General features: G+C 58.1%; 25 protein-coding genes. 13 read left to right on the top strand and 12 right to left on the bottom strand.

Features of this window, described 5'->3' with window-relative positions; translation table 11 throughout:
- Nucleotides 1–121 precede the first annotated feature (121 nt).
- The 3 genes from LGQ10_RS03425 to LGQ10_RS03415 all read right to left on the bottom strand — a co-directional run bounded on the left by LGQ10_RS03425 (nt 122) and on the right by LGQ10_RS03415 (nt 2,899).
- Nucleotides 122–1,272 (bottom strand): IS3 family transposase gene (locus tag LGQ10_RS03425; RefSeq protein WP_226524690.1). Its coding sequence is split into 2 segments (ribosomal slippage): nt 122–1,029 and nt 1,029–1,272, totalling 1,152 coding nucleotides; the frame shifts between segments, so codons are not numbered across the junction.
- Nucleotides 1,273–1,855: 583 nt separating this feature from the next.
- Complete coding sequence (locus LGQ10_RS03420) at nt 1,856–2,110, bottom strand: bacteriocin immunity protein (RefSeq protein ID WP_226524689.1); 255 nt, start codon at nt 2,108–2,110, stop codon at nt 1,856–1,858.
- A 207-nt stretch (nt 2,111–2,317) separates the two neighbouring features.
- Nucleotides 2,318–2,899, bottom strand: coding sequence for a hypothetical protein (locus LGQ10_RS03415; protein ID WP_226524688.1), 582 nt, complete (start codon nt 2,897–2,899; stop codon nt 2,318–2,320).
- A 316-nt stretch (nt 2,900–3,215) separates the two neighbouring features.
- On the opposite strand from LGQ10_RS03415, the gene LGQ10_RS03410 reads away from it, so the two are divergent.
- The 5 genes from LGQ10_RS03410 (at nt 3,216) to LGQ10_RS03395 (ending at nt 6,704) form a co-directional block, all read left to right on the top strand.
- Complete coding sequence (locus LGQ10_RS03410) at nt 3,216–3,485, top strand: hypothetical protein (protein ID WP_226524687.1); 270 nt, start codon at nt 3,216–3,218, stop codon at nt 3,483–3,485.
- Nucleotides 3,486–3,872: 387 nt separating this feature from the next.
- Nucleotides 3,873–3,995 carry a hypothetical protein gene (locus tag LGQ10_RS31340; RefSeq protein WP_264194089.1) on the top strand — a complete coding sequence of 41 codons (123 nt, stop codon included), beginning with the start codon at nt 3,873–3,875 and terminating at the stop codon, nt 3,993–3,995.
- A 93-nt stretch (nt 3,996–4,088) separates the two neighbouring features.
- A complete protein-coding gene (locus LGQ10_RS03405; RefSeq protein ID WP_226524686.1) occupies nt 4,089–5,168 on the top strand; it encodes a GNAT family N-acetyltransferase in 1,080 nt (359 codons plus the stop codon).
- Nucleotides 5,169–5,287: 119 nt separating this feature from the next.
- A complete protein-coding gene (locus LGQ10_RS03400) occupies nt 5,288–6,202 on the top strand; it encodes a fatty acid desaturase family protein (RefSeq protein WP_226524685.1) in 915 nt (304 codons plus the stop codon).
- A gap of 55 nt (nt 6,203–6,257) precedes the next feature.
- The gene (locus LGQ10_RS03395; RefSeq protein ID WP_226524684.1) at nt 6,258–6,704 is read left to right on the top strand and encodes a GNAT family N-acetyltransferase; all 447 of its coding nucleotides are present in this window, start codon (nt 6,258–6,260) and stop codon (nt 6,702–6,704) included.
- A 54-nt stretch (nt 6,705–6,758) separates the two neighbouring features.
- Here LGQ10_RS03395 and LGQ10_RS03390 read toward each other — a convergent pair whose 3' ends face one another.
- The 7 genes from LGQ10_RS03390 to LGQ10_RS03360 form a co-directional block, all read right to left on the bottom strand.
- Entirely contained in the window at nt 6,759–7,244 is a 486-nt protein-coding gene (locus tag LGQ10_RS03390; protein ID WP_226524683.1) for a MaoC/PaaZ C-terminal domain-containing protein, read from the bottom strand.
- Nucleotides 7,226–8,056, bottom strand: coding sequence for a class I SAM-dependent methyltransferase (locus LGQ10_RS03385; protein WP_226524682.1), 831 nt, complete (start codon nt 8,054–8,056; stop codon nt 7,226–7,228). Before LGQ10_RS03385 ends, LGQ10_RS03390 begins: the two co-directional genes overlap by 19 nt.
- Nucleotides 8,057–8,150: 94 nt before the next feature.
- The gene (gene cmlS, locus LGQ10_RS03380; RefSeq protein ID WP_058435601.1) at nt 8,151–9,866 is read right to left on the bottom strand and encodes a chloramphenicol-biosynthetic FADH2-dependent halogenase CmlS; all 1,716 of its coding nucleotides are present in this window, start codon (nt 9,864–9,866) and stop codon (nt 8,151–8,153) included.
- A gap of 23 nt (nt 9,867–9,889) precedes the next feature.
- Entirely contained in the window at nt 9,890–11,242 is a 1,353-nt protein-coding gene (locus LGQ10_RS03375) for an ANL family adenylate-forming protein (protein WP_226524681.1), read from the bottom strand.
- Nucleotides 11,242–11,940 (bottom strand): SDR family NAD(P)-dependent oxidoreductase, encoded by a 699-nt coding sequence (locus LGQ10_RS03370; RefSeq protein ID WP_058435598.1) that lies wholly within the window; start codon nt 11,938–11,940, stop codon nt 11,242–11,244. The genes LGQ10_RS03375 and LGQ10_RS03370 overlap by 1 nt, the downstream gene beginning before the upstream one ends.
- A gap of 9 nt (nt 11,941–11,949) precedes the next feature.
- A complete protein-coding gene (locus LGQ10_RS03365) occupies nt 11,950–12,258 on the bottom strand; it encodes a hypothetical protein (RefSeq protein WP_226524680.1) in 309 nt (102 codons plus the stop codon).
- A 109-nt stretch (nt 12,259–12,367) separates the two neighbouring features.
- Complete coding sequence (locus LGQ10_RS03360; protein WP_058435596.1) at nt 12,368–12,853, bottom strand: MaoC family dehydratase; 486 nt, start codon at nt 12,851–12,853, stop codon at nt 12,368–12,370.
- A gap of 610 nt (nt 12,854–13,463) precedes the next feature.
- Here LGQ10_RS03360 and LGQ10_RS03355 point away from each other — a divergent pair.
- The 8 genes from LGQ10_RS03355 to LGQ10_RS03320 all read left to right on the top strand — a co-directional run bounded on the left by LGQ10_RS03355 (nt 13,464) and on the right by LGQ10_RS03320 (nt 20,297).
- Nucleotides 13,464–13,919 carry a GNAT family N-acetyltransferase gene (locus tag LGQ10_RS03355; RefSeq protein WP_226524679.1) on the top strand — a complete coding sequence of 152 codons (456 nt, stop codon included), beginning with the start codon at nt 13,464–13,466 and terminating at the stop codon, nt 13,917–13,919.
- Between the two features lie 109 nt (nt 13,920–14,028).
- Nucleotides 14,029–14,838 (top strand): AraC family transcriptional regulator, encoded by an 810-nt coding sequence (locus LGQ10_RS03350; protein ID WP_226524678.1) that lies wholly within the window; start codon nt 14,029–14,031, stop codon nt 14,836–14,838.
- Nucleotides 14,839–14,920: 82 nt separating this feature from the next.
- Entirely contained in the window at nt 14,921–15,544 is a 624-nt protein-coding gene (locus LGQ10_RS03345; RefSeq protein ID WP_226526083.1) for a LysE family translocator, read from the top strand.
- A 132-nt stretch (nt 15,545–15,676) separates the two neighbouring features.
- Nucleotides 15,677–16,093 (top strand): NUDIX hydrolase, encoded by a 417-nt coding sequence (locus tag LGQ10_RS03340; RefSeq protein ID WP_226524677.1) that lies wholly within the window; start codon nt 15,677–15,679, stop codon nt 16,091–16,093.
- Between the two features lie 284 nt (nt 16,094–16,377).
- Nucleotides 16,378–16,983, top strand: a complete 606-nt coding sequence (locus LGQ10_RS03335; RefSeq protein WP_058433444.1) for an SCO family protein — start codon at nt 16,378–16,380, stop codon at nt 16,981–16,983.
- On the top strand, nt 16,983–17,507 hold the full coding sequence (locus LGQ10_RS03330; protein WP_226524676.1) for a copper chaperone PCu(A)C: 525 nt from the start codon (nt 16,983–16,985) through the stop codon (nt 17,505–17,507). Before LGQ10_RS03335 ends, LGQ10_RS03330 begins: the two co-directional genes overlap by 1 nt.
- 218 nt (nt 17,508–17,725) lie before the next feature.
- On the top strand, nt 17,726–19,351 hold the full coding sequence (locus tag LGQ10_RS03325; RefSeq protein WP_226524675.1) for an ATP-binding protein: 1,626 nt from the start codon (nt 17,726–17,728) through the stop codon (nt 19,349–19,351).
- Complete coding sequence (locus LGQ10_RS03320; protein WP_058433438.1) at nt 19,338–20,297, top strand: hypothetical protein; 960 nt, start codon at nt 19,338–19,340, stop codon at nt 20,295–20,297. The genes LGQ10_RS03325 and LGQ10_RS03320 overlap by 14 nt, the downstream gene beginning before the upstream one ends.
- A gap of 3 nt (nt 20,298–20,300) precedes the next feature.
- Here the strand turns inward: LGQ10_RS03320 and LGQ10_RS03315 are convergent, their stop codons facing one another.
- Together LGQ10_RS03315 and LGQ10_RS03310 are read right to left on the bottom strand one after the other, a co-directional pair.
- A complete protein-coding gene (locus LGQ10_RS03315) occupies nt 20,301–20,921 on the bottom strand; it encodes a class I SAM-dependent methyltransferase (protein WP_226524674.1) in 621 nt (206 codons plus the stop codon).
- Nucleotides 20,922–21,043: 122 nt separating this feature from the next.
- The gene (locus LGQ10_RS03310) at nt 21,044–22,453 is read right to left on the bottom strand and encodes an MFS transporter (protein ID WP_226524673.1); all 1,410 of its coding nucleotides are present in this window, start codon (nt 22,451–22,453) and stop codon (nt 21,044–21,046) included.
- Between the last annotated feature and the right edge of the window lie 85 nt (nt 22,454–22,538).

The raw sequence follows: 22,538 nt of genomic DNA, 5'->3' as shown, positions 1-22,538 counted from the left end.
GCGTAGATCACAGCTGGTCATTACGAGCCTTTGCTTTGCTCTAGACACTCCTACAAAAAATACACATCGCTCCTCTGCGAGCTTGCCCCAGAACGCCTGTGTTTGAATCGCCCCGGATTCTCTAGACACCTTGCAAGCTCATTGCGTAACGCTTTTCAAACTCTACCGGTGACAGCTGATTGTTGAAACCATGGCGGCGTTTTACGTTGTAGAACATCTCGATGTAATCAAATACATCACTCCGAGCATCTTCCCGCGTGGTGTAGATTTTTCGCTTGATCCGTTCCCGTTTCAGAAGCTGGAAAAAACTCTCGGCCACGGCGTTGTCATGACAGTTGCCTCGGCGACTCATGCTGGCAGCCAAATTGTTAGCCTTCAAAAAGCTGCGCCAATCGGAGCTGCTGTACTGGCTGCCTTGGTCGGAATGAACCATCACCTCTTGCTTCGGTTTACGCCTCCAAACCGCCATCAACAACGCATCAATAGCTAAATCACTGGTCATCTGCGACTTCATTGACCAGCCAACGACCTGCCGAGAAAACAGATCCAGTACCACCACCAAATACAACCAGCCTTCATACGTACGAATGTACGTGATGTCGGTTACCCAAACCTTGTTGGGTTCCACAACATCGAACTGGCGCTTCAGCAAATTGGGTGAGACGACCGCTGGCTTACCGCCGTACTTTCCAGGGCGGCGTCGATAACCTGTCTGAGAACGCAGACCTTCAAGACGCATCAGCCTCGCCACACGATGACGACCACAATCCTCACCGACCTCGCGCAGATCGTCGTGGATTTTGCGATAGCCGTAAACGCCGCCGCTCTCCAGCCAGGAATGCTTGATCAAACCCAGCAGTCGCTGGTCGTCTTTGGCGCGTACAGATTGCGGCTCAGACAGCCAGACGTAATAACCGCTGGGATGGACTTTCAGCGTCAGGCAAAGCCGTCGAATCGAATAATCGCCCGCGCGCTGCTTGATAAAGGCGTACTTCAGCCGTACTCCTTGGCAAAGTACGCGGCGGCCTTTTTTAATATGTCTCGCTCTTCAGTGACGCGCTTGAGTTCCGCTCGCAGACGACGTAGCTCAGCGTGCTGATCATCATCCTGCTGCCGTTCTTCTTGAGGTTTGCTGTAACGCTTTATCCAGGCATAGAGGCTATGCGTCGACACGCCGAGACGGGCCGCTATCTCAGCGACAGGCAGCTTCTTTTCGGTCACTTGATTGACTGCTTGGATTTTGAATTCTTCGGGATAACGCGGGTTGCTCATGGCACCTCCTGATTGGTCTCATTTTAAGGCATGGAGGTGTCTACGAAACCCGGGGGCGATTCAGGTTGCAAAACTCGAACAGAACTTCTTAATGAGAGGTCAGGCTCGCGTCTTGACGCTGTCGCTGGCATTAGCTGGGAAGCCTGAAGACGGTGAAACCACTTGACCATACTGCTCAACAAATTCGCAAGGTGTCGCGTTGAAGGGAAGATCCAAAATGGGGCAAGAAATCTGAATTTCGATCTTTAGGTCTCAAATATTTCGATGTTCACTTCCGGGTACTGCAGATTCCTAGATTACGGTGATCGGCAAGTGCTACCTGCAAAGAGAACTAATTTTTTCGAGAAGTGCGAGCGATCAAATTTCGCGTTTTTACTTCTCGACATTTCACATGTTTAGTTCTGAGCGCCTCCAAAACGCCATCAACAACGCATCTCTAACAAGGCACGTGATTTAACATAATATACATTATGCGTAATTATCTATGCAGGATTGTGGGGCTCTGGTGACAAGATTTGAAGCCAGGCTGTCACCTCGGGATGTCTTGATCAGCACAGATTCAAGCCCACAAGATAAGCCGGCTTCAGATCTCCTTGAAACCCGTTAAACCATTGGCAGCACGCCAGGCCTTGACCGTCTGCGTGACACCTTCCGCAGAATTATCAGCCCCAGGCTCAGGATGGAAAATCAAATCGTAACCCTCTGGATGACCAGCCAGCCGGCTAAATTGTTCGAGCAACTCACCCAGTGCTGCATCTGTTCCGCCTTTGTTCATGACCCGTATGTTTCTGATAAACCCGATAAATTCCGCTTCCGTAAAATCAGAAATGTCTGTCATGTCGTGCCTGCTGTTTTCCATGATGGCCCATATGGTTTCGGGCGGTATTAACCCATAAGCGGTCAACGTCGTACACCGAACCAGCGTCTACGGTGGGCTTGACATGAGTTTCTCGAAAGCTGCTGGCCGAAACCCACCTGCACGTTGAAGCGTTGAAGGTGGGCTTTGGTCAATCTCAGACCAGGCGTGAGTCGGTCGCCAGGCTGGTCAAGTGTCTTTCCCACAGAGTTTTTTGAATTGATTCACGTTGGAAACTGCAGAGTCTAGTGCTGTGTTCTTGTATTTATAGTAGTGAATCTCTTCTGCCTTGGCGGATTTAACATGGCCGAAATACTCTACCCAAGCGCTATCGTTAGTTAGTAAATCAGAGAGCATGGTTTTTAGTTCGCTTGCGGTCCAGACTGTCTTGTAGGCTTTAGCCCCACTGGGGGCTGGGTTGGTATGCTTGACATACTTGTCCACCGAGTATGCTTTTTCGTAGGCCATGAATACTGTATACACGGTTCCGACTGACTGCTTGAACCAAGGAACAACCACAAAGTGATGAACCGCCGTCCCCGTAATTAGAAAGTGCCAAACAGCTGTTTGCGAGTGATCGCCACGAAATAGAATGGCCTGTTCGATTTGGTACTTCATGTTCTTATCATTTCTAATGACATCGTCTCCAACGTCATTTTGTACTTTCCCATAAACAGCACAACTCATTTGAGCTGATACAGCAGGACAATTGTCCAGGCTCATGAGTAGCGCGTTGCCTGTTATAGCTTTTATCAGATTTTCCCCTGTCATGTTTATTGGCTCCTGCCTAAATATTTAACATATGTTTTAGTCAATGAAGTTCACTTCCCTGATGAGAATAGCGTTGAATCACCCGTTATCAAGTTGGTCCGATCGCGGAATTCGAACGCTTGAGTAACGCTCGTTGAGAAAATCCACGCTTTCACCAGCGTGTCAATAGCTCCGTTGAGCGACTGTGTGGGAGGTGACGCGGTGGTAGTCTGTCATGGCGCCACTCTGCGCGAATGCCCGATCTGTTCAGATTACTGATAAAGGCAGGTCAGGCTAATGCATAAGCCTCATGTCAGATAACTGAAAGGAATCGAACATGAAAAAGTCCATGACTGTTCTGGCCATATCCGCAGCGCTTGCCTTCACCGCCACTGTCGCGAACGCTTCCGTGCATCCGACCACTATCAAGCCTCCTCCGGCCGTCCATCAGGTGACAGCGTCTACTGATACTCCGTTCGGAACCCAGAAAACAGCTGACGGAATCAAGTTGGCCAGCCTGGCCAGAAGTTGCTCCGATGAACGATATTCCTGGTGGGAGTACAGCGATTGGGAAATCGTCGGTTGCCTTATAAGCGGCCAGTGGTAGTTATCTAGGTGGGGCTCAGGGACCAGCCCAGCCCCGCCTTTTCACTCGGTATTAGCGGTGAGACTTGTTGCAACTTAAAAACAGGACTTAGGCAACACGACACCTGTTCATGCGGTGACTCCGAGTGCCCTGACTCAACATATTCCGAAGTTGTCTGCTTTCAGCCCGTTCATATATGACGACGTCATAAGTATTTCGTGCATCGAATACCTTCCGTCAGCGGTACGCCGAAACGGCAAGAACCAGCTCGACAGGCAGGGATTGCCGGGACAGCGACCGGTCGGTCACGTTTGCCGGCAAACGCCAAGGCCCTATAGTGCACGCGCAGCAGACTGGAAGGATTCCAGCTGCCCGGCAAAGTCATCGAGCCATGAACAGGAGTTGTAGATGTACCAGATCAAGGATGATGCACATTTCCAGCACAGCGGGCCTGATACTCCCCTGCCCTGGCTGCTGATCACCGCCCTCACCTCCTGCCTGCGTCTTTCACGACGCGACGGCGACCGCTAACCACCACGATTCGAGCATCCATCCACGAGCCTGTGACATGCCCAATGCAGTCACCGCTTTCGCGTGCCCCGAACAAAGTCAACCTGGTGTGCCATGACCACAACAAGCTATCTGGAAACAGCTGTTTCCAAGCCTTTGGGTATCGAGCCCAAAACCGATGCATTTGAGTTCCGCCCCGGTACCGTCGAAGACATCGATGGCCTCGCCGAACTGTTCCAGATCGTCTACGGGCACACGACCCATCCATGCCAGAGTCCGGCCTATATCCGTAACTCGATGAACTGTGCGCAGCAGCGCTGGTTCGTCGTCGCGAACAAGACTGCGCTGCAGGGTTGCGCCTGTATCACCAGCCGCCCATGGAATCAGTCCTGGGAAGTCGGTTACGGAGTGATTCATCCAGACGCCCGGCGCGGCGGCGCGATTTCCAACCTGATCAGGCTCAGCCTGGAAGACCACCGGCCAGAACCCATCGAACTGGGCTACTACACCCCTCGCAACATCGCCATCCACTCGGTGATGAAGAAGATCAAGCCAGCGGTGCTGGTTGGCCACGACGGAGGCCCAAACAAGGTCGATGGCATCCGGGAATACCACCTGACCGCCATCCACCCGCCGACCCAGGAGGGCTTCGTCCATATTGCCCCATGGTATGCCAGGGCCTGCGAGACCGATTTCATCAGCCAATACCTGTATGCCTCGTTGCAACTGGAGCCGGTGCTGGGCGCCTACCCACACACCTACCTGAGCGGTGCTCCGGGAACCGAGCGCCACGGTCAGTTGCTGTACACCCTGGACCCTGAGGCCAATGCGCTGATGGTGTCCGGGCACGTGGGTAGCTATCCCACCGAACGTGAAGTGCTGCAGGAGCTCGCGTCGCTCCTGCAAACCCACAAGGAAGTCGAATACGTGAGTGTCCAGGTGCTGGCCGACAAACTGGAATTGTTCGGTGGCCTGATGCAGCAGGGTTTTGCAATGACCGCCTACCTGCCGGCCTGGCACCTGCAAGGCGGCGCTCGCTACGACTGCATCACCCTGGTATGGCAGAAGTTTGCCCAGGCTCCGCGCAGCCATGGCTTCGATGAAGATGTCGCCTTTTTCGACCAGGCCTACGCAAGGCTCGGCGACACCCTGTGCGGTATCCGACCGGGCCTTGCCCCGCGTGTCGCCGTCTAATCCGTCGAGTACCCGCATCCCTTCGCGGATGACTATTGGAGAATCAAGAAGTGACAAAAGAACAATGGCTCAAGGTTCGAAAAGAAATTCCAGACGGCGCGAAGGAGCCCTGGACTGTCATGTTGTGGATCGCCGACCTGATGATCCTGGTGCTGGCCTGGAACCTCTGGATCAGCTCATCCACTGCGCTCCAGCTGTTGGGCCTGGTGCTGGCCGGGGTGGCCACCCTGCAGGTCTACCTGATCCTGCATGAGGCGCTGCACGGCGCGATTTCGGAAAACCGCAGCGTCAACAACTTCATCGGGCATTGCAGTGGCTGGATGATTGCCTTGCCCTTCCTGGTTCGGCGCCGTTTCCACACGGCCCACCATACCTGGACCTCGCACCCGCTCAACGATCCGGAGAACCGCGGCATGATCGAGAAGTTCTCGGTCATGACCAAGAAACAGGAACGGACCCTGGAGTTCATGTGGAAACACTGGATCCCGATGATCGCTGCCAACCATTTCCTGCTGAACTGGCGCGCGCCCTTCATCGCCCGGGCCAAGGGCGATCACTCGGCGCGCATCCTCAAGGAAATCCGTTTTGCTCGCCTGTACCTGGTGGCCTACCTGGCCATGGCCGGCGTGGCACTGTACTTCGGGCACCTGGCCGACCTGGTGCTGTTCTACCTGATCATCTGGCTGTTCCTGTTCTTCATGGTGGAGCTGCTGAACCTGCCACACCATGCCGAGGCGCCGCTGCAGTCCAAGGATGCCGATCGCTTGCAGTACTGGGAACAGGATCGTGTGTCCCATGACTGCAAGAACCTGCCGCTCTGGTCACGTTTCGTCATCCTCAACTTCAACCTGCATATCGTGCACCACGCCTTCCCTTCCGTGCCCTGGTACCGGCTGGCCGAAGCCCACAAGCTGCTGCACCAGCATGAACAGCACCCTGGGGATTCGCAGGTCAGCGAGTGGGATTTCGCCTGGACCAACCGCCGCCGGCCGCTGCTGAAGTTGATGGGGCACTTCTTCGATCGCCGGGCTTGACCTCCCGGGCGAAAGATCCTGAACATCCGGGATCTTTCGCCCGATATCGATTGCCATGAACCTCATGCGGCCCTTTGTCAGCAGCGACCTGAACGCCTGCCTGCAACTGTTCGACAGCAATACCCCGGCCTTCTTCGATCCACTGGAGCGGCCAGACTTCCTGAATTTTCTCGAACACTCGCCACGCAACCTGCTGGTCATCGAACGTGATGGGCGGATAGTTGCCTGCGGTGGCCATGCCCTGCGCGCAGGCACGTCAACCGCCAGTCTGTGCTGGGGCATGGTCGACCAGACTCTGCACGGACAAGGCCTGGGGCGCCTACTGACTGAAGCCCGGCTGCTGGCCATCCGTGAACAAGGCCTGGCCAGTACCGTACGCCTCAGCACCAGCCAGCACAGCCAGGGCTTTTATGCCGGCCTGGGATTCGTGCTGCTCGAGGTGACGCCTGACGGCCATGGCCCAGGCCTGGACTGCTGGGACATGCAGCTGTCCTTGTCGTAGTCGGGCGCCCTCACCCGCCAGGTACCATCGAGTTCCCTGGGCTGGGCGGGTTACTCAGGCCCCGCGCCCTTTCAGCACGATCGTCGCCAGGTAGGACAAGACCCGCTCATGGGCTTGGTTGATGATCTCGAAAGAAAACTGGGCCAGGCCTCGATTGCCAGGCAGCGGGATGTTGCGAACGTCGCGAACCGTGACCGAACCACTGATGAGGTCGTCCGGGCGAACAGCCTTCGTCCAACGCACATCGTTCAAGCTCGCGCCTCCCACGCTGCAGGCCCGCAGCAACCCCAGGTCGATGAACAACCGGAAGCTCAGGGCGAGTGTATGAAAACCGCTGGCAACCAGCCCTCCCATCGGTGAATCGATCGCCGCGACTGGGTCGATATGGAAGGACTGGGGATCGAACTCGCGGCCAAAATCGATGATCCCGGATTCGGTGACCACCGCGCTGCCCAGGGTGAAGACCTGCCCTTTGGCAAAGTCTTCGAAATACACATCATCATGATCACTCATCGCCTGCCTCATCTGGCCAGTTTGCATACGAGCTCAACAGGGCTGAGCACTCGGTTCTTGATCAGTGTCGAGATATTGACCATCTGCCGCATGGCCGTGGTACCGAATGAAATATGCAGCCCGAGTGGTGATACCCCCTGTTCCAGATTCAGGTTTCGCAAGTGGTCAAAATACGCCACGCCAAACTCCCAGCGGTCTGTTTCACTGACCACCGTGAACCCCGCGTTTTTCAGGTGCACCAGATAATCATCCAGGGGGGCCACAAAATCCGTACTCGGGTTCGACGCCCAGGGAACCGGATACAGGACCTTGCCCTCCCCGACACGCATCACGTCGTAGATCCCCAGCTTGCCGCCAGGCTTCAGTACCCGCCCGATTTCACTGAACAACAACGGCTTGTCCGCAATGTTCATCCCTACGTGCAACATCGTCACGACGTCGCAAAAATCATCGGGGAAAGGCAGCGCCAGTGCACTGGCCTGCTGGTAGCTGACCTTGAGTCCTCCATTTATCCGGGCGGCCAGTGTCGACGCCGCGTTGATGTAGTCGGGCGCCAGGTCTATGCCATGGACTTCACAACCGAAGGTGCTGGCGAAGTAGCGAGTGGCCCCGCCCAATCCGCAACCGACATCCAGTACTTTCATGTCGGCCTGTAGCCCCAGCCTGTCGGCCAGGTCGGCAGTCGCCTGGCGCCCGCCGATGTGGATCTCGTCCACCGGTGCCAGGTCCTCGAAACCCAGCCTGTCCGGATCCTTCCCACTGGCTCGCAGCGCCGTCAGGATCTTCTGCTCCAGATCAGGCCTGGCGTAGTGTCTTTCAAACTCTTCATCGATTTTCATTTGGATCTCCAGAAGATTGAGAATGCCAAAAACAAATCACGTGTCATCACTCGGGGAAACTGCGCTCGATAGCATCCAAGGTTGGCGGTATGAGTCAGACTTCGTACTCGATGCCTACACCATCGAACCGCAGGCGATCTTGTATATGAACTTTTTCCCCCATGGCGTTTTTCCCGGACAACAGACCGGCCTCGAAAAGACGTATCACCATTTGCAGGGCATGTTCGGAGTACCCGACCGCATTCAAGCGATTGATCAAGGTCTTGTAGTCAAACTTCTCCTTTAGCAAGTCGGCAAAGATGTCCCTGACCTTGGGACTTGCCGCGTACTTGGTCATGCGCTTCTCGCCGTTGGACAGTATTGCCTTGGGTTCAAGCTTGAAATCCATCGGGTTGACCTTGTAATAGTCCTGCAAGGTCACTGCCCCGCCATTCCAGCTGAATTCGGAAATGCTGGATAATTGCTTCAACAACTTGCCAATCCAGCCAACCCTCATCGGGGTCAACTCTGCGTCGGAAAAGGCATCCGAGAGCTCATTTCGCTTGTGTCGGCCCAGTGCAATCATGGTGGATGCTCGGTCCTTGAAGTCCGAAATTGCCCATTCATGTCCCTGGTCGGCCTTGTCCGAGAGTTGATCGAACCATTGGCGTCGGTTGAAACGATCATCTTCACTCTCCACGATCCTGCGCTTGTTCCAGAACTCGGAATCAGGCTCGGTGAAAGAGGCATAGGTATAAAAGGACGCTAGGAATTCGTGGTACTGCTCATAGGTTTCGCCATAAGTGCTTTTGTACCATTCATGGATTTTTGCCTGTTCATCAGGGTGCTGTGAGAGATAGTCGATCGCTGACGCCGCGCAAACAGCAGACTGCGAGGCAAGGTGCACGCCTTGCGAAAACAGCGGGTCGGTGAAACAGGCAGCGTCACCACAAAGGAAAAAACGGCCGCCGGAGAAAGTGCTGGTGTCGTATGACCAGTCACGCACGACCCTGACCCCATCGATCTGCTCGGCATCGCCCAGCAGTTCCTTGGCACGGATGCATTTGGCCAATGTGCGTTGGTAGAACGCCTCGGTGCCGAGTTCCTTTATCTCGGCCACCTTGCTGACATCGACGATCACGCCGACGCTGTAGATGTCTCCTTCCAGCGGAATCATCCACACCCAGCCGTCTTCAAAGGTGATCGAGAACGTGGTTCCACGCAGGTCTCCCTGGAAGGGATCGGGGCAGGAGAAATAAGACCATACAGCCAGGTTGCGATAAAACTCGTCATAGCGACGTATTTTCAGTTGTCGCGCAAGGATGCTGTTCGCGCCGGAGGCGTCGATCAAATAGTCTCCCGAGACCTTCGAGGATGAGTCGCCCTGGCGGACTTCCAGCGTCACCGTTTCGGGGTCGCTCAAATCGACATGGGTGACCGATGCCCCTTCATGAACCTTGCCCCCTCGGGCGATGACCTCCTTCAAGAGCAAGTGATCGAACACTTCTCGCTTGACCTGGATGGCATGATCGAACACCCATTCAGCCGTGCTCTTGGGGGTTGAAAAGGAAAAGGTCCAAGGTGGCTGGTTCTGCCCCCATAGAAAGGTTGCCGAAGGCTTTTTGACAAACTGGGCTTCATCAATCAGCGCCTGCAAGCCCAATCGATTGAATATCGACATGGTCCCCGGAAGAAATGACTCTCCTATCCGGTATCGGGGAAATGTCTCCTTTTCATACAGGGTGACCTGGTGTCCCAACTTAAGCAGAGTCAGTGCTGCCACGGATCCGGCCGGTCCACCACCAATGATCACTACATTGCTTGGTAACATACCTGTTCTCCTTCAGGTCGCGATTAGAGCTCAATATTGCGTTTCTTCTTCGATCTCTCCGACACAGCAATTTCATCAACTTTTCTGATCTTCACGGGCATCTTGTATCTCTCCAGCTTGCCCGCGAGAAAATCCATCACCGCCCTTCTCAGGCCATCACTGCTGATCGGGTAGGCAGGTTTTATGTTCACCCCGACAACTTGCCCCGTTATGGCGTTATTGACCCCGTAGGCGACACAGTCCAGGACCTGTGGGCAGGAAAGCAGCAACGCCTCGATTTCAAGTGGCAGGACCTTCTCCCCTCCGACATTGATCACGTCATTGATGCGCCCCAGGATCTGGATTTCGCCGTTGCCGGCCGACTCCGCCAGGTCTCCGGTGCGAAACCAGCCATCCGCCGTCAACGAAGTGTTTTCGACATTCAGATAACCGAGGAACTGACCGGGTGACTTCAACTGGAGCTCACCCTCGACAATGCGATATTCGAAACTGTCGTCGACTATCTTGAATCGCGTGCTTTGGGAAGACGTGCTTTGTGTCCCGGCTATCCCTGTTTCAGAGGTGCCAAAGGTCTGCAGTAACCGCACCCGCGGAAATATCTCTCGCAGATGGACCAGGAGCTGCAACGGCATGGCTTCGGTGCCGTAGGTAATGAGCCGCAATGCCGACAGGTCATGGCGCTGGTGAAAATCTCCAAGACGTATCAGGTTCAGAAAGGTCGGGTTGGCAGGCAAGACCTGCACTTTGTGGCGCTCCAGCTCCCGGCATACGCGCTCCGGTGTCCTCTCTCTCACCACGACCGCGCAGTTGCCGGAGAACAGCACGTTGACCAACGTATTCACACCGCCTATGTGGTCGAACATCAGAAACAAGATGACCACCAACTGCCGGCCTCTGGATTGCTTGTCCTTTTCAGCAATCAGGTTATCCAGGTTGTGCAGAATTGCCTTGGGTTTGCCGGTGCTGCCACTGGACAGCAGGATCAAGCCCGCGATGCCGCTTTGCTGCAGTGAACGATACAAAGGATGCCGTGACTGGCCAGCCAGGGGCACGACGGTCATGTCATCAAGGGCCGTGACCAGGAAGCTGGCGTCGCAGGCGACTTTCAGTGTTTCTTCGATGGAAGGCGTGAGGTTTGTAACCGGTGCGACTATCGCCTTGATGGCGGCCAGGGCCAGCAAGGCCAGGATGCTGTTGATCGAATAGTTTCCATGCACTATCACGACCTGCCCGGGGGTGATACCGGACTGCATGAAGGATCTGGCCAGGTCCCTGGCCTGCTGGGCCACCTGCTTGTACGACAGTGAGATTTCCCCGTCGATCAATGCTCGACGGTCACCTCTATCCTCCAGACTACCCAGCCAGCATGCATTCATCACCTGACCCCTCCCAAGTAAAGCGTTTCACCCGAGACGAAACTTGACGCGCCGGAGAGAAAAAACTCCACCGGCCCCACGACATCCGGAAACTCACAAGGCCGCTTGATTGCCTGGCGTGCGATGAGTGCTTCGACCTTGTCCTTGCCCAGGGTCCGGGTAAGAGCCGTTCTCAAAGGAGGCAGACCCAAGGTGTTTACCCGGATATTCAAGGGTGCAATCTCTCGGCTAAGAGAACGAGTGAACTGCTCTATCGCTGCCTTACTGGTTGCATAGGCCAGTTGCCCTTCCAGGGAAAACAACGTGGCCACCGACGAAATGTTCAATATCGACGCTGATCCACTACTGCTGTTCTTCAGCAACTTCACCGCTTCGCGACAGCATTGCATCACCGAAAATACATTCAGGTCGTAGAGCTTTTTCGTGTGTTCCATGTCGCTTAGCAAGAATGGCTCCATGATCGATGTGCCGGCATTATTGACAAGTGCATCGATAAAGCCGTAGCGCTTTCTTATTTCATGAAACATTGCCGTTACCGACTTTGGGTCGGTCAGGTCCAGATTAAAATGGATGTAGCCTGGAGGCATCCTGGCCCCTTCCCTGCGGCTACAACCAATGACTGTATGCCCCTCTCCGATCAAGTGCTTGACCAGCATCCGACCCAAACCGGTTCGTGTTCCCGTTACAAGGATCAGCATGAAGTTTTCCTAGTTGGCTTCCAGTGCGGGTATTTCTTCCATGATGAATTCGGCCAGGGTCGACGGACTTTGAAAGGGACTGACCTTTCGCGAAATGGCGCGATCGGATGTCAGGGAAACAGACAAGTCGAACGTGTCGGCAAGCAACTCCTCGATTCGCATCATCAGTGTTACGAGTTGCAGTGAATCGAACAGGCCATCCACTCCATATATGGTTATGTTCTTCATGTCTTCGGCTGACATGTTGTTGTTCTGGCTGGCGATGCTTTCGGCCAGGCATTGATTCACAATACTATCGATGTCTGCTCTGCTAGGCATGTTTCCACCTCACTATAGTGCATTAGTTGAAATGCTCAGGTTAGTAATGTCGAATCTGCAGCAAGGAACAATGTTCCCTGTCTTCAATAACAGGTCATGAATCCTGGTTCTATCGGGCGTCAGGATTGCGCAGGGCCAGAAAGTTCATCGGCTTGACGCTGGCCACGACTTCGTTGTCTTGATTGATACCTTCGAGCAACGAGATGACCATGCCCCGATCAGGCTTGGAGCGAGAACGCCGGGTTTCCAGGACCGAGACACGCAACCGCAGCTGGTCACCAGGGCGAACGGGCTTGAACCAACGTGTTTCATCGACACCAGGCGAAGCGCGGCTGGCGACAGAGGACAGATAGTGATCTACAAACAGGCGCATCATCAGGCCCAGGGTATGCCAACCGCTGGCAATCAGCCCTTGAAAGGGACCACTTGCAGCAGCCACCGGATCCAGATGCATGACTTGCGGGTCAAACTGCTTGGCGAATGCGATGATTTCAGACTCGCTGACATCAAGTGGGCCGTATTCGAATACTGACCCCTCTACATAGTCTTCGAAATATCGATCATTAATAGCAGTGGAAAATGTCGATAGCTTCATCTTGATATTCCCTTATCCATTGATAACCAGACCCTGGAGCAGATCAGGTTGAATCCTTTTTCAATGATGCTTTTAACTGGTTAGTTCATAAGCTTACTTCAACCTGGCTGACGAACCAGGGAGAATTGAATGCATCAATGGCTTATACCTTCCTCTTGGATTTATCGGCATGTCAAGAGAAAATTTCACAGAAACAAGATTTATCGTTTCAGTATAATCACGGGTGTTGAAGGTCCACTTTTGTTTAGATCAGTTCAATAGGCAACGACGGACTCTCGGCCCTCTGGTTCATCTTTATTCGATGAACGGTATGCTGGCTCAAGTATGGCCAAACCAATAGCCTTCCACCAAATCCTCAGGAACAGTTGCTCTATCAGGCACTTATATTCCATCTCGCCAATTTGGCCATATACGCTCTAGCTCGCACTGTTCACCGTTGCATATCGACGTGTATCGGTTTAGCAAGAATGGCCAGTCGAACCACTGCATTCACGCCGTTTATATGCGTGCAAAAGAACAATTAACCTACAAAAAACTGTCACATTGCAGGCGCAGGGCAAGTAGCCCTTTGTTATGTTGGCCGGCCCTGCAAGCCCAAGAGAATAGCAACGTGTCGAACGCCACACTCCGCGCAGTCGATCAACACAACTACGAGCAGATCTGCGATCTGGAGGTATTCGAGGAACAAGAGGACTACGTGGCCTCCAATCTCTGGTCGCTGGTCCAGGCCAGCTACAACCCTACCTGCACTGCACGCGCCATCTACGATCAGGAGCTGCCAGTGGGCCTGTTTTTGTGGAGCGCCGAGACCCCGCGAAAAGTCTCCATCTGGCGTTTCATGGTGGACAAGCAGCACCAGAACCGCGGCATCGGCCGCGAGGCGCTGGGCTTGCTGCTCCAGGAGTTGCGACAGATCGACGGTTTGGCCCGGATCGAGATCTGTTACCACCCCGCAAACCCGGTAGCCGGCGAGTTCTATGCCAGCTTCGGTTTTGCCGAAACCGGCATGGACGAGGACGGTGAAGACATGCTGGCGGTAATCGAGTTGCCACCGCGACACTCTTGAGACCGCGATGACCCGGCAAGGGCTGCACTGCACACCTGCGCGGCACTTCTGCTGGGCCCCCATCCTCGTTAACCTTGGTCGATCATCCACCTGCGAGGTCTTGCCGATCATGTCCTGCACTGCCCAGTTCTGGCGCGACCCCCTCCTGCCTCATGTCGAAAGCCGCCGGGCCTGTGACAGTCGCGCCAACTACAAGGCCCACAGCCATCCGACACTGTCCATTGGTGCAGTGGACCAGGGCACCAGCCTCTTCAGCGGGGCTGCCGCAGGGCCCACGCTGATTCGCGCGGGCAGCGTGGTGTGGGTCCCGGCCGACTGCGTGCATGCGTGCAATCCTTGCCCGGGCACGGCCTGGAGCTACCAGATGCTGCACCTGGACGCCGCCTGGGTAGAGGCCGTACGCCAGGTGCCCGCCCTGGCCAGCAGCGCATCCCGGCGTCAGGTACTGCTCAGCGATGATCCTGAGCTCTATCGACGTTTCTGCCAGCTCAACGACCTGCTGTTCTCAACCGCCAGTTGGCAGGACAAGGACGCGGCCCTGATCGAATTCATCGGTGATTTCTCGACCGCAGAACAGCCGGCGATTTCCCAGATCGTCGATCCGGCCCGGGCCAGCGAAGGGGTGCGCCGGGTCGTCGCGCTCCTGCGCCAGGCACCCCACGCCATCAGCCCCCTGGAACAATTGGCGCAACTGGCCGGCCTCAGTCGCTACCAGTTGATCCGGGCTTTTCGCACGGCCACCGGCATGACGCCCCATGCCTATCAGTTGGACCAGCGGATCATCCAGGCCCGCTCCTCGCTACGGGCTGGCGAGCCCCCGGCGGCGCTGGCCCAGCGCCTGGGTTTTGCCGACCAGGCTCACTTCCAGCGAGTGTTCAAGGCCCATGTCGGCGTCACGCCGGGGATGTACAAGGCCTGAGGTCGCGCAATTTTCTTCAATACCCGACCCTCGGCGCGCTCCAGACTTCCAGCCCTCTTGCTCCCTGGAAGCCCTGCCCATGATCGAACAGTTCCTGCTGGTTGCCGCTGCGCATTTTCTCGCCCTGCTCTCCCCCGGCCCCGACTTCTTCCTGGTGGCTCGCCTGTCCATGACTGCGGGCTGGAGGCGGGCCACGGGGGCCTGCCTGGGCATCGCCCTGGCCAATGGTGTGTTCATTGTCCTGGCATTTGCCGGCGTCTCGATTTTCCGTTCCGACGGGCTGCTGTTCCTGGTGATCCAGCTGGCTGGATGCGCGTACCTGTTGTACATGGGCGGGTTGTTCATCCGCCATGCCGGCAACAGCTCGCTGGCTGGCGTCGCCCCCCAAGGCCTGGGCCGGGATGGCTGGTGGCGCGGACTGGGCATGGGACTCCTCTCGGGCATCCTCAACCCCAAGAACGCCCTGTTCTACGTCAGCCTCGCGTCGCTGGTCGGGGCCGGGATCAGTACCGGCTGGAAGCTGTTCTACGGCCTGTGGATGTTCAGCGTGGTCTTGGCCTGGGACGTGCTGGTGGCCCTGGCCATTGGCAACAGCCGAGTCCGCCAGCGCTTCTCCCGGGCCCTGCCCTGGCTGGAGCGCTGTACCGGAGCGGTCCTCATGCTGCTGGCCCTGGTGGTCCTGGGCAGCGTCCTGGTTCGCCATTGAAGCGCCGCACCTGGCATTACAAATGAACAACAAAGGCCCCTACTGTTGTCATGTCCGTAACCGATATTGTCGTCCTGGGACGCCACGCGCCGCCGGCGTTCATCCTGTCCATCCGCGCCAAGGAGACCGACCATGCCTCAACAGCCCCGCCTGGGATGCGGCGCCGCCATCGTGCGCGACGGCCAGTTGCTGCTGGTCAAGCGCCTGCAGGACCCCGAGGCCGGACACTGGGGCCTGCCGGGGGGCAAGGTCGACTGGCTGGAGCCCGTGGAACAGGCCATGCGCCGGGAAATCTTCGAAGAACTGGGGCTGACACTGCAGGGCGTCAGCCTGTTGTGCGTGGTCGACCAGATCGACCCGACTCGCGAAGAACACTGGGTTGCTCCGGTGTACCTGGCCTCGGCGCCCGACATGGCGCCTTGCAACCTCGAGCCGCACAAGCACGGCGAAGTCGCCTGGTTCGAACTCGACCGCCTGCCCCAGCCCCTCACCCAGGCCACCCGCACCGCGGTACGGGCCCTGGTGCGGATCGCCGCGATGGAGTCGTGATGCCTGCGCACCATCGGCCCTGGATAGCCCTCCTGGGGCTTGCCGGCCTGGCCCAGGCCAGCAGTCGTGATCCAGGGCATGGCCGGCTCGTCGTTGCCGGCGGTGGTGGCCCTGATCGAGCAACTGCGCCAGGTTCGGCGCTCAGGCAATGAGCGCGGCTGCGCAGCCCGCCAGGTGCGACCGATGGCCGCAGGCGTTGGTCTAATTAGCCCGCCGTGGCCTTCGTCCGTTTGTTACCATGCGCTGGTTTTTTGCCTGTCTGGCTGTTCAAAGGGCGTTATTTCATGAGTGTTCTACTGACTCGCCGCACGCTGCTCACCAGCGCCGGAGTACTCGGCCTGGGCCTGCTGGCCGGTTGCGACAACAGTCCCCGGCTGTCCTTCAAATACGGCAAGGACCTGAGCAATCAGATTCTGGGCCGCACCTTCAAGCTCACCGATTCCCAGGGCGAAACCAAGTCGCTGTCCAGCTACCGCGGCCTGATGCCGATGATCTTCTTCGGTTTCACCCAATGCCCGGCGGTCTGCCCCACTACCCTGGCCCGCGCAGTCCAGGCCAAGAAACTGATGGGCCGCGATGGCGATCGGTTGAAAGTGGTGTTCATCACCCTGGATCCGGAACGCGACACCCCAGCCGTGCTGGATGCCTACGTCAAGGCCTTCGACCCCAGCTTCGAGGCGCTGTATGGCAGCCTGGAAGAAACCGCGGCCACGGCCAAGGAGTTCGGGGTGTTCTACGAGAAGATCCCCAGCGGCGACACCTATACCCTGTCGCACACTGCCACCAGCTTCGTCTTCGACTCCCGCGGTACCTTGCGCCTGGGCCTGTCCCAGTCCCTGACCGCCCAGGAATGCGCAGAAGACCTGCTCACCGTCATGGAGGTCTGTTAATGACCCTGCAACCTCGCCCTTCCCGTCTCAAATCCGTCCTGCTGCTGGCCTCCCTGCTGGGCCTGGCCAACGTTGCCAGCGCCGCGACCCAGGTCGACAACGCCTGGGTCCGGGCCACCGTCGCCGGCCAGCACGCCAGTGGCGCATTCATGGACATCACCGCCAGCAGCGACAGCAAGCTGGTCCAGGTGCAATCGCCTGTGGCCAAGAACGTGCAGATCCATCAGTCGAGCATGCACAACGACGTGATGAGCATGCAGCAGGTGGACGCCATTGCCCTGCCGGCTGGGCAGAAGGTCAGCCTGGACACCCAGGGCTACCACGTGATGCTCATGGAGCTGGTGGGCCAGATCAAGGCCGGCGACAAGGTGCCGCTGACCCTGATCGTGGAAAACGCCAAGGGCGTGAAGGAAACGATCAAGGTCGACGCCGAGGCCCGGGCCTTGAACGCGCCGGACCATGGCGCCATGGACCATGGCTCGATGGATCATGACTCGATGGACCACGGCACGATGAAACACTGAGTCGCTCCAGCTTGAAGCAAGCCGCTGCCCCGCCAGGGCCAGCGGCTTTTTTGTCTTTGCGTGCGCCAGCCCGGCGGCGAACCTATTCCCCCCGCCCTGCCCTTGTGCGAACCTGCGCACGCCGCGCGAACTGATAGCCCAATGCCACCCAGCAAGGCTGCCAGCGCTGTGCCGGGGATCGCCCCCTGGAGCGGCTCGACCATCATCAGGGATTGAACATGCCGTCAAATCGCCCCGTCATTCATGTGCTCTTCTTCGTTGGCAACTCGGGCTCATGTGCAGTTCTGCCATTGACCGATACCTACGAGGCCGTGATCCACCCGCCCTCTCCCTTGCTCGAGCAGGCCTCACCTAGATTGACCATCAGCCACTCAACGAGCGCTGGCCAAGTCCAGTCACCGTTGAAGGTGGCCTCGTTCACCACCCTCTATGGAGAGAACGGCAGCGGCAAGACGGCCCTGTTGCTGGAGCTGTGCCAGGAATTGGCCAATCGAAAGTCACGCAATCACCTCAGCCTGCTCTGGGAGGATGCGCAGGGGCTGCACCTTTCCCGGGGGAGTTCGCTCAAGGACGTCCAACTGGATTCGAAACTTGAGATTGACCAGGGACAGAGCGCATCGATACCGGATTTTTCTACGGTGTTCTACACCACCTCGCCGTTTGAAAAGCTGCGGCGCAATCGTCTGCGGCGCCTCGGGGTAAAAGACATCAGCCCGCGGTTTGGCAAGGATGTGGAGTCGGAGCTGGTGGCGGCCTTCACCGCCTATCCCTTCCTCAAGGAGCGAGTCACCTTTGTCGGCGAGGCCCAGGTCACGCTGAAGCTCAGGACGGTGTCACTGGTGGAGCTGATGACGCTCTATCGCAGCGAGCGCTCGACAAGCAAGCCCCTGGACCCGGAACTGAAGCAACGCCTGCTGGAGCTGGACCGCGGCGCCTCGCCCGAGGCGAAATTCATCTGGTCCTATGCGATCCTCGAGGGGGCTGAAAGCCTCACGGCGCAAACGCTTTACGAGGTAGTCGACGAGCTGCAGGAACTGGTCCGTGACCATAACCAATGGCTGAGCCGCGCACTCAGCGATCCGGACTTTGCCCTCGATCAGTTGTCCGAGCACCCGCCGTTGATCCGGCAATTGACCAAGGCCAGGTACGCACTGGAACGGGTCAAGCTGCTGTTCGCCGACGTTACGTCCTGGGGTCGCAAATCCGGGCTGGGCTACCTGGACGGGCAGGTCGGCCAGCACATCCGCCAGTATCCACAGGCCTATGCCGAGTTGAGCAACCTGGGGCTGCTGCAGTTCTCCTTCACCCAGCTCAGTTCCGGCCAGGCCAGCATGATGTCCCTCTACTGCGCGGTGGCCAGGGCCTTCGGTGAGTTCGAGCAGGCACCCTCGGAGCAATCGATGCTGCTGTGCATCGACGAGGGGGAGATGTTCATGCACCCCAAGTGGCAACGCATCTACATTTTCGACCTGCTGGAGTTCATCGGAAAGTTCGGCCGGCTCGCCAAGCGCACCCACGTGCTGATTTCCACCCATTCGCTGATCGTCGCGGCCGATACGCCCGCCGGAAGGCTCTTCGACCTGGATAACGCACGGTTGACCAGTGCCTTCGGCTACACGCCCAAGCAGACCTTGACCTCGGTCTTCGAGGTCGAGGACTTCACCGGGAAGTTCAACCACCAGCGCCTGGAACAACTCGCCGCAGTCCTGAACGGCGAGGCCCGGAGCGATAAAGCGATGCGACAGGCACGACACATCGCCGACGCCCTGGCCAACGACGAACTCAAGCGTCATGTACAGCACCAGCTGGATATCCTGGGGAGCCGTGCCAATGCTCAAGCTTGATACGTCCAACACCGTCCAAAGCCGCCACCTGACGACCCTGGGCCAGCGTTTTGACGAGGAAATGGCGAAATGGAAGGCGCCATTCAGCGGATATCCGAGCTTCACGGCCTCGCTGCACCAGCTGTTGCTAAACAACCGCCAGGCGATCCTGGTCGGCAGCGGCGCCCAGCTACAGGCGCTGATCCAGGCTGTCGACATCGCCACCCGCTCGACTGGCTCGACCTTGACTCGCTACATGCATGACCGTCAGCAAAAATCCTTCACCAAGCAAAAAGACATGGAGAAGCTGATCGAGACCCTTGGCAAGGTGTTCGATTACGACAAGTTCATCTACAAGAGCCAGGGCTGGAACGCCTACAAGCTGGTGGAAAGCCACGGATTGCGCATTTGCCCCTACTGCCACCTGAATCATGTGAACTACCACGGCCAGGTGACAGACAAGACCGCGCCCAAGAAGCTGGAGATGCGCCCGCCCCTGGATCACTTCCTGCCCAAGTCCATCTACCCCTACCTGGCGGTGTCGCTGCACAACCTGGTGCCCAGCTGCCACCAGTGCAACTCCTCGATCAAGGGCGACGAGGTTCCAGACTCGAGCATTCCCCATCCCTTCGACGCTGCCAGTGCCCTGGGCCTGAGTTTCGGTATCAAGGGCTCGGCCCTGGCTATCCACGGCGTTACCAATGGAGAGATCAGCCTGACTGTGACTGGCAACACCGCCTGGGACGAATTTGCCCGGTTCTTCTGTCTGGAGGAGCGCTACCAATGGTACACACCCGAGGTGAACGACATGCTCAAGCGCAAGCGCGACATGGACGACAGCGACAAGGTCGTGCAGTCGCTGGTCCGGCTCCCGGCATTCATCCTCGGCTTCGAGCCGGATGAGTTCGAAAAGCGCGCCCTGGGTATCTGCCTGCAAAGCATCGCCCGACAGCAAGGCATCCTCTGAGCCTCAATAGTCCAGGCTGCGGGCCATCCACACCGTGAAGCCGCAGCAGTCGGGGTCTTCGCTGACATGCCGGACCACCTCGAAACCATGGGTATCGAGCAGCGTGCAGTATTCACCGGGATCGAGGCTGGCGTGGTACAGCGCCTCGCCCTGGAACTGGCCGATGGCCTCGCCCGCCGCCGGGCCGCTGGTGAACATCAGCGCACAACCCGGCCGGGCGTGGCGCTCGAACACCGCGAACATCGCTCGCTGGTCGTCCGGCGACAGGTGAAACAGGCTGTTCCAGGCCAGGATGCCGTCGAAGTCCTCGTTCAGGGCCAGGTTGCGCATGTCGGCGTGGACCCAGCGCTGGTCGCCGTGCCGTTGCCGGCACAGGTCCACCAATGTCCTCGAGCTGTCGACCCCGGTCAGCTCGCAGCCATGCTCGATCAGGTCGCTCGCCATCGGCTCTGCACCGCCACAGCCCAGGTCCAGCACCTGCACCCCGCTCCCCATGAGTTGACGAAAGCGCTGCAGCCAGCGCAGCTCGGACTCAACCCCCTGGGTATTGCCCCGGCGCGCCTGATCCCAGGCTGAGGCATGGCGCTGGTACAGATCGATGATGTGGCGGGCGGAGTCATCCATGGCGAACCTGCAAGAACCAGAAAAGCCGTCGATTAAACCCCGATGATGCCTGCGCCACAATCGAAAACCCCCAGCCGTGCCCGGCCAGCGCTAGGCGCTGTGCGGATACCGGCTGAATGCCACTAGAGGCTCGGAACCACTGATTCCTGGCGCTGTACCTGGCGCACCGAGACGAACAGCAGCAACGACAAGCCGGCGTACAGGCCGAACAGCCAGCCGGCCGCGCGGGCTGTCCCGGCCAGCTCACCGCCGGAACCCAGGCCTGCGAGGTTGACGATCATCCCCGCCAGGGCTGCTCCCAAGGCAGTGGCCACCAACTGCACGGTGGTGATCGAGGCGCCGGCCAGTTCCTTCTGGTCGGCCGGCGCGCGCTCCAGCACTCGTGCCAGCAAGTGCGGCCAGGCCAGGCCAATGCCGCCCCCTACCAGCACCATGGCCAGGCAGATCGCCGCCAGGCTCGCCACGCCACTGGCGGCGGGCATGGCCAGGCACGCCAGGAGCAACCCGGCCACCACCAGCAGTGGGCCGCTGGCCACGGCCCGGGCAGCGCCTTGTGCGCCCAGGCCGGAGCTGAAGAGCGCTCCCAGGGTCCAGCCTGCGGCCATCAGTGCGGCGATGTAGCCGGCAATCAGCGGCGTCTGCTGGTGCAGGACCTGGAGAAACAGCGGCACGAAGACTTCGCTGGTCATGCCCACCACCAGCAACGCCATGGACAGGTACAACGGCAGCAGCACACTGCCGGACTTCAGGCTGCCGCGCGGCAGCAGGCGTTTTGCGGAGCGATTCTCCAGGGCACAGACCACCAGCAGCAAAACCAGGCCTATCACCAGGCCTAGGGCGTTGTACAACGCCGAGGTACTGATACTGCCGATGGAGATAGCCAGCACCATGACGATCAGCAACACCAGTTGCAGCCCGGGGATGGGAGTGCGAGGCGCCGGTTCGCGGCTTTTCCCGGGCAACAGGCCGATTGCCAGCAGCATGAACAGCAATGTGCAGGGTAGCAGCACCCAGAAAGCTGCACGCCAAGCACCAAGCTCGGCGAAAACCCCACCCACCGCCGGCCCGATCAGGGTCGCCGCGCCCCACATGGCCGAAATCAGCGCCATCGCCCGTGCCCACAAGGCCTCATCGAACACCAGCCGGATCATTGCGTAGGGCAAGGCGAACAGCAGGCCTCCGCCCAGGCCCTGGACGCTGCGCCCAACGACCAGCCAGGGCATGTCGGGAGCCAGGGCGCACACGCTGCAACCGAGCATGAACACCAGCCCCGCCAGGCCATAGGCGAGCTTGGGGCCCAGTCCTGCCAAGACCCGGGTCGAGAGCACGGAACCAACGATCGAGGCCACGACGAACAGCGTGGTGTTCCAGGCGTAGTAATCCAGGCCACCGATGTCCTGGACCACCGAGGGCAAGAGTGTCGTGACCAGGTAGATGTTGATTGCATGCAAGGCGACGCCGCCGGCCAGGGCTGCCGAGCGCAGCCCGTTCTTGCCCAGCAGCAGGGCCGACCAGCCCGTTGTCGATGCCATGGTGTATTCCTGTCTTGTTGTTCGAGAAGGCGGCACTGTATTACACAAGTAATGACTTTGATAATTGGTTTTTTTCGATCCGCTC

The sequence above is a fragment of the Pseudomonas sp. L5B5 genome, from assembly GCF_020520285.1.
Taxonomy (GTDB): Bacteria; Pseudomonadota; Gammaproteobacteria; order Pseudomonadales; family Pseudomonadaceae; genus Aquipseudomonas.
The sequence above is the reverse complement of the archived record's forward strand: the minus strand, read 5'-3'. Positions and strand labels throughout refer to the sequence as shown.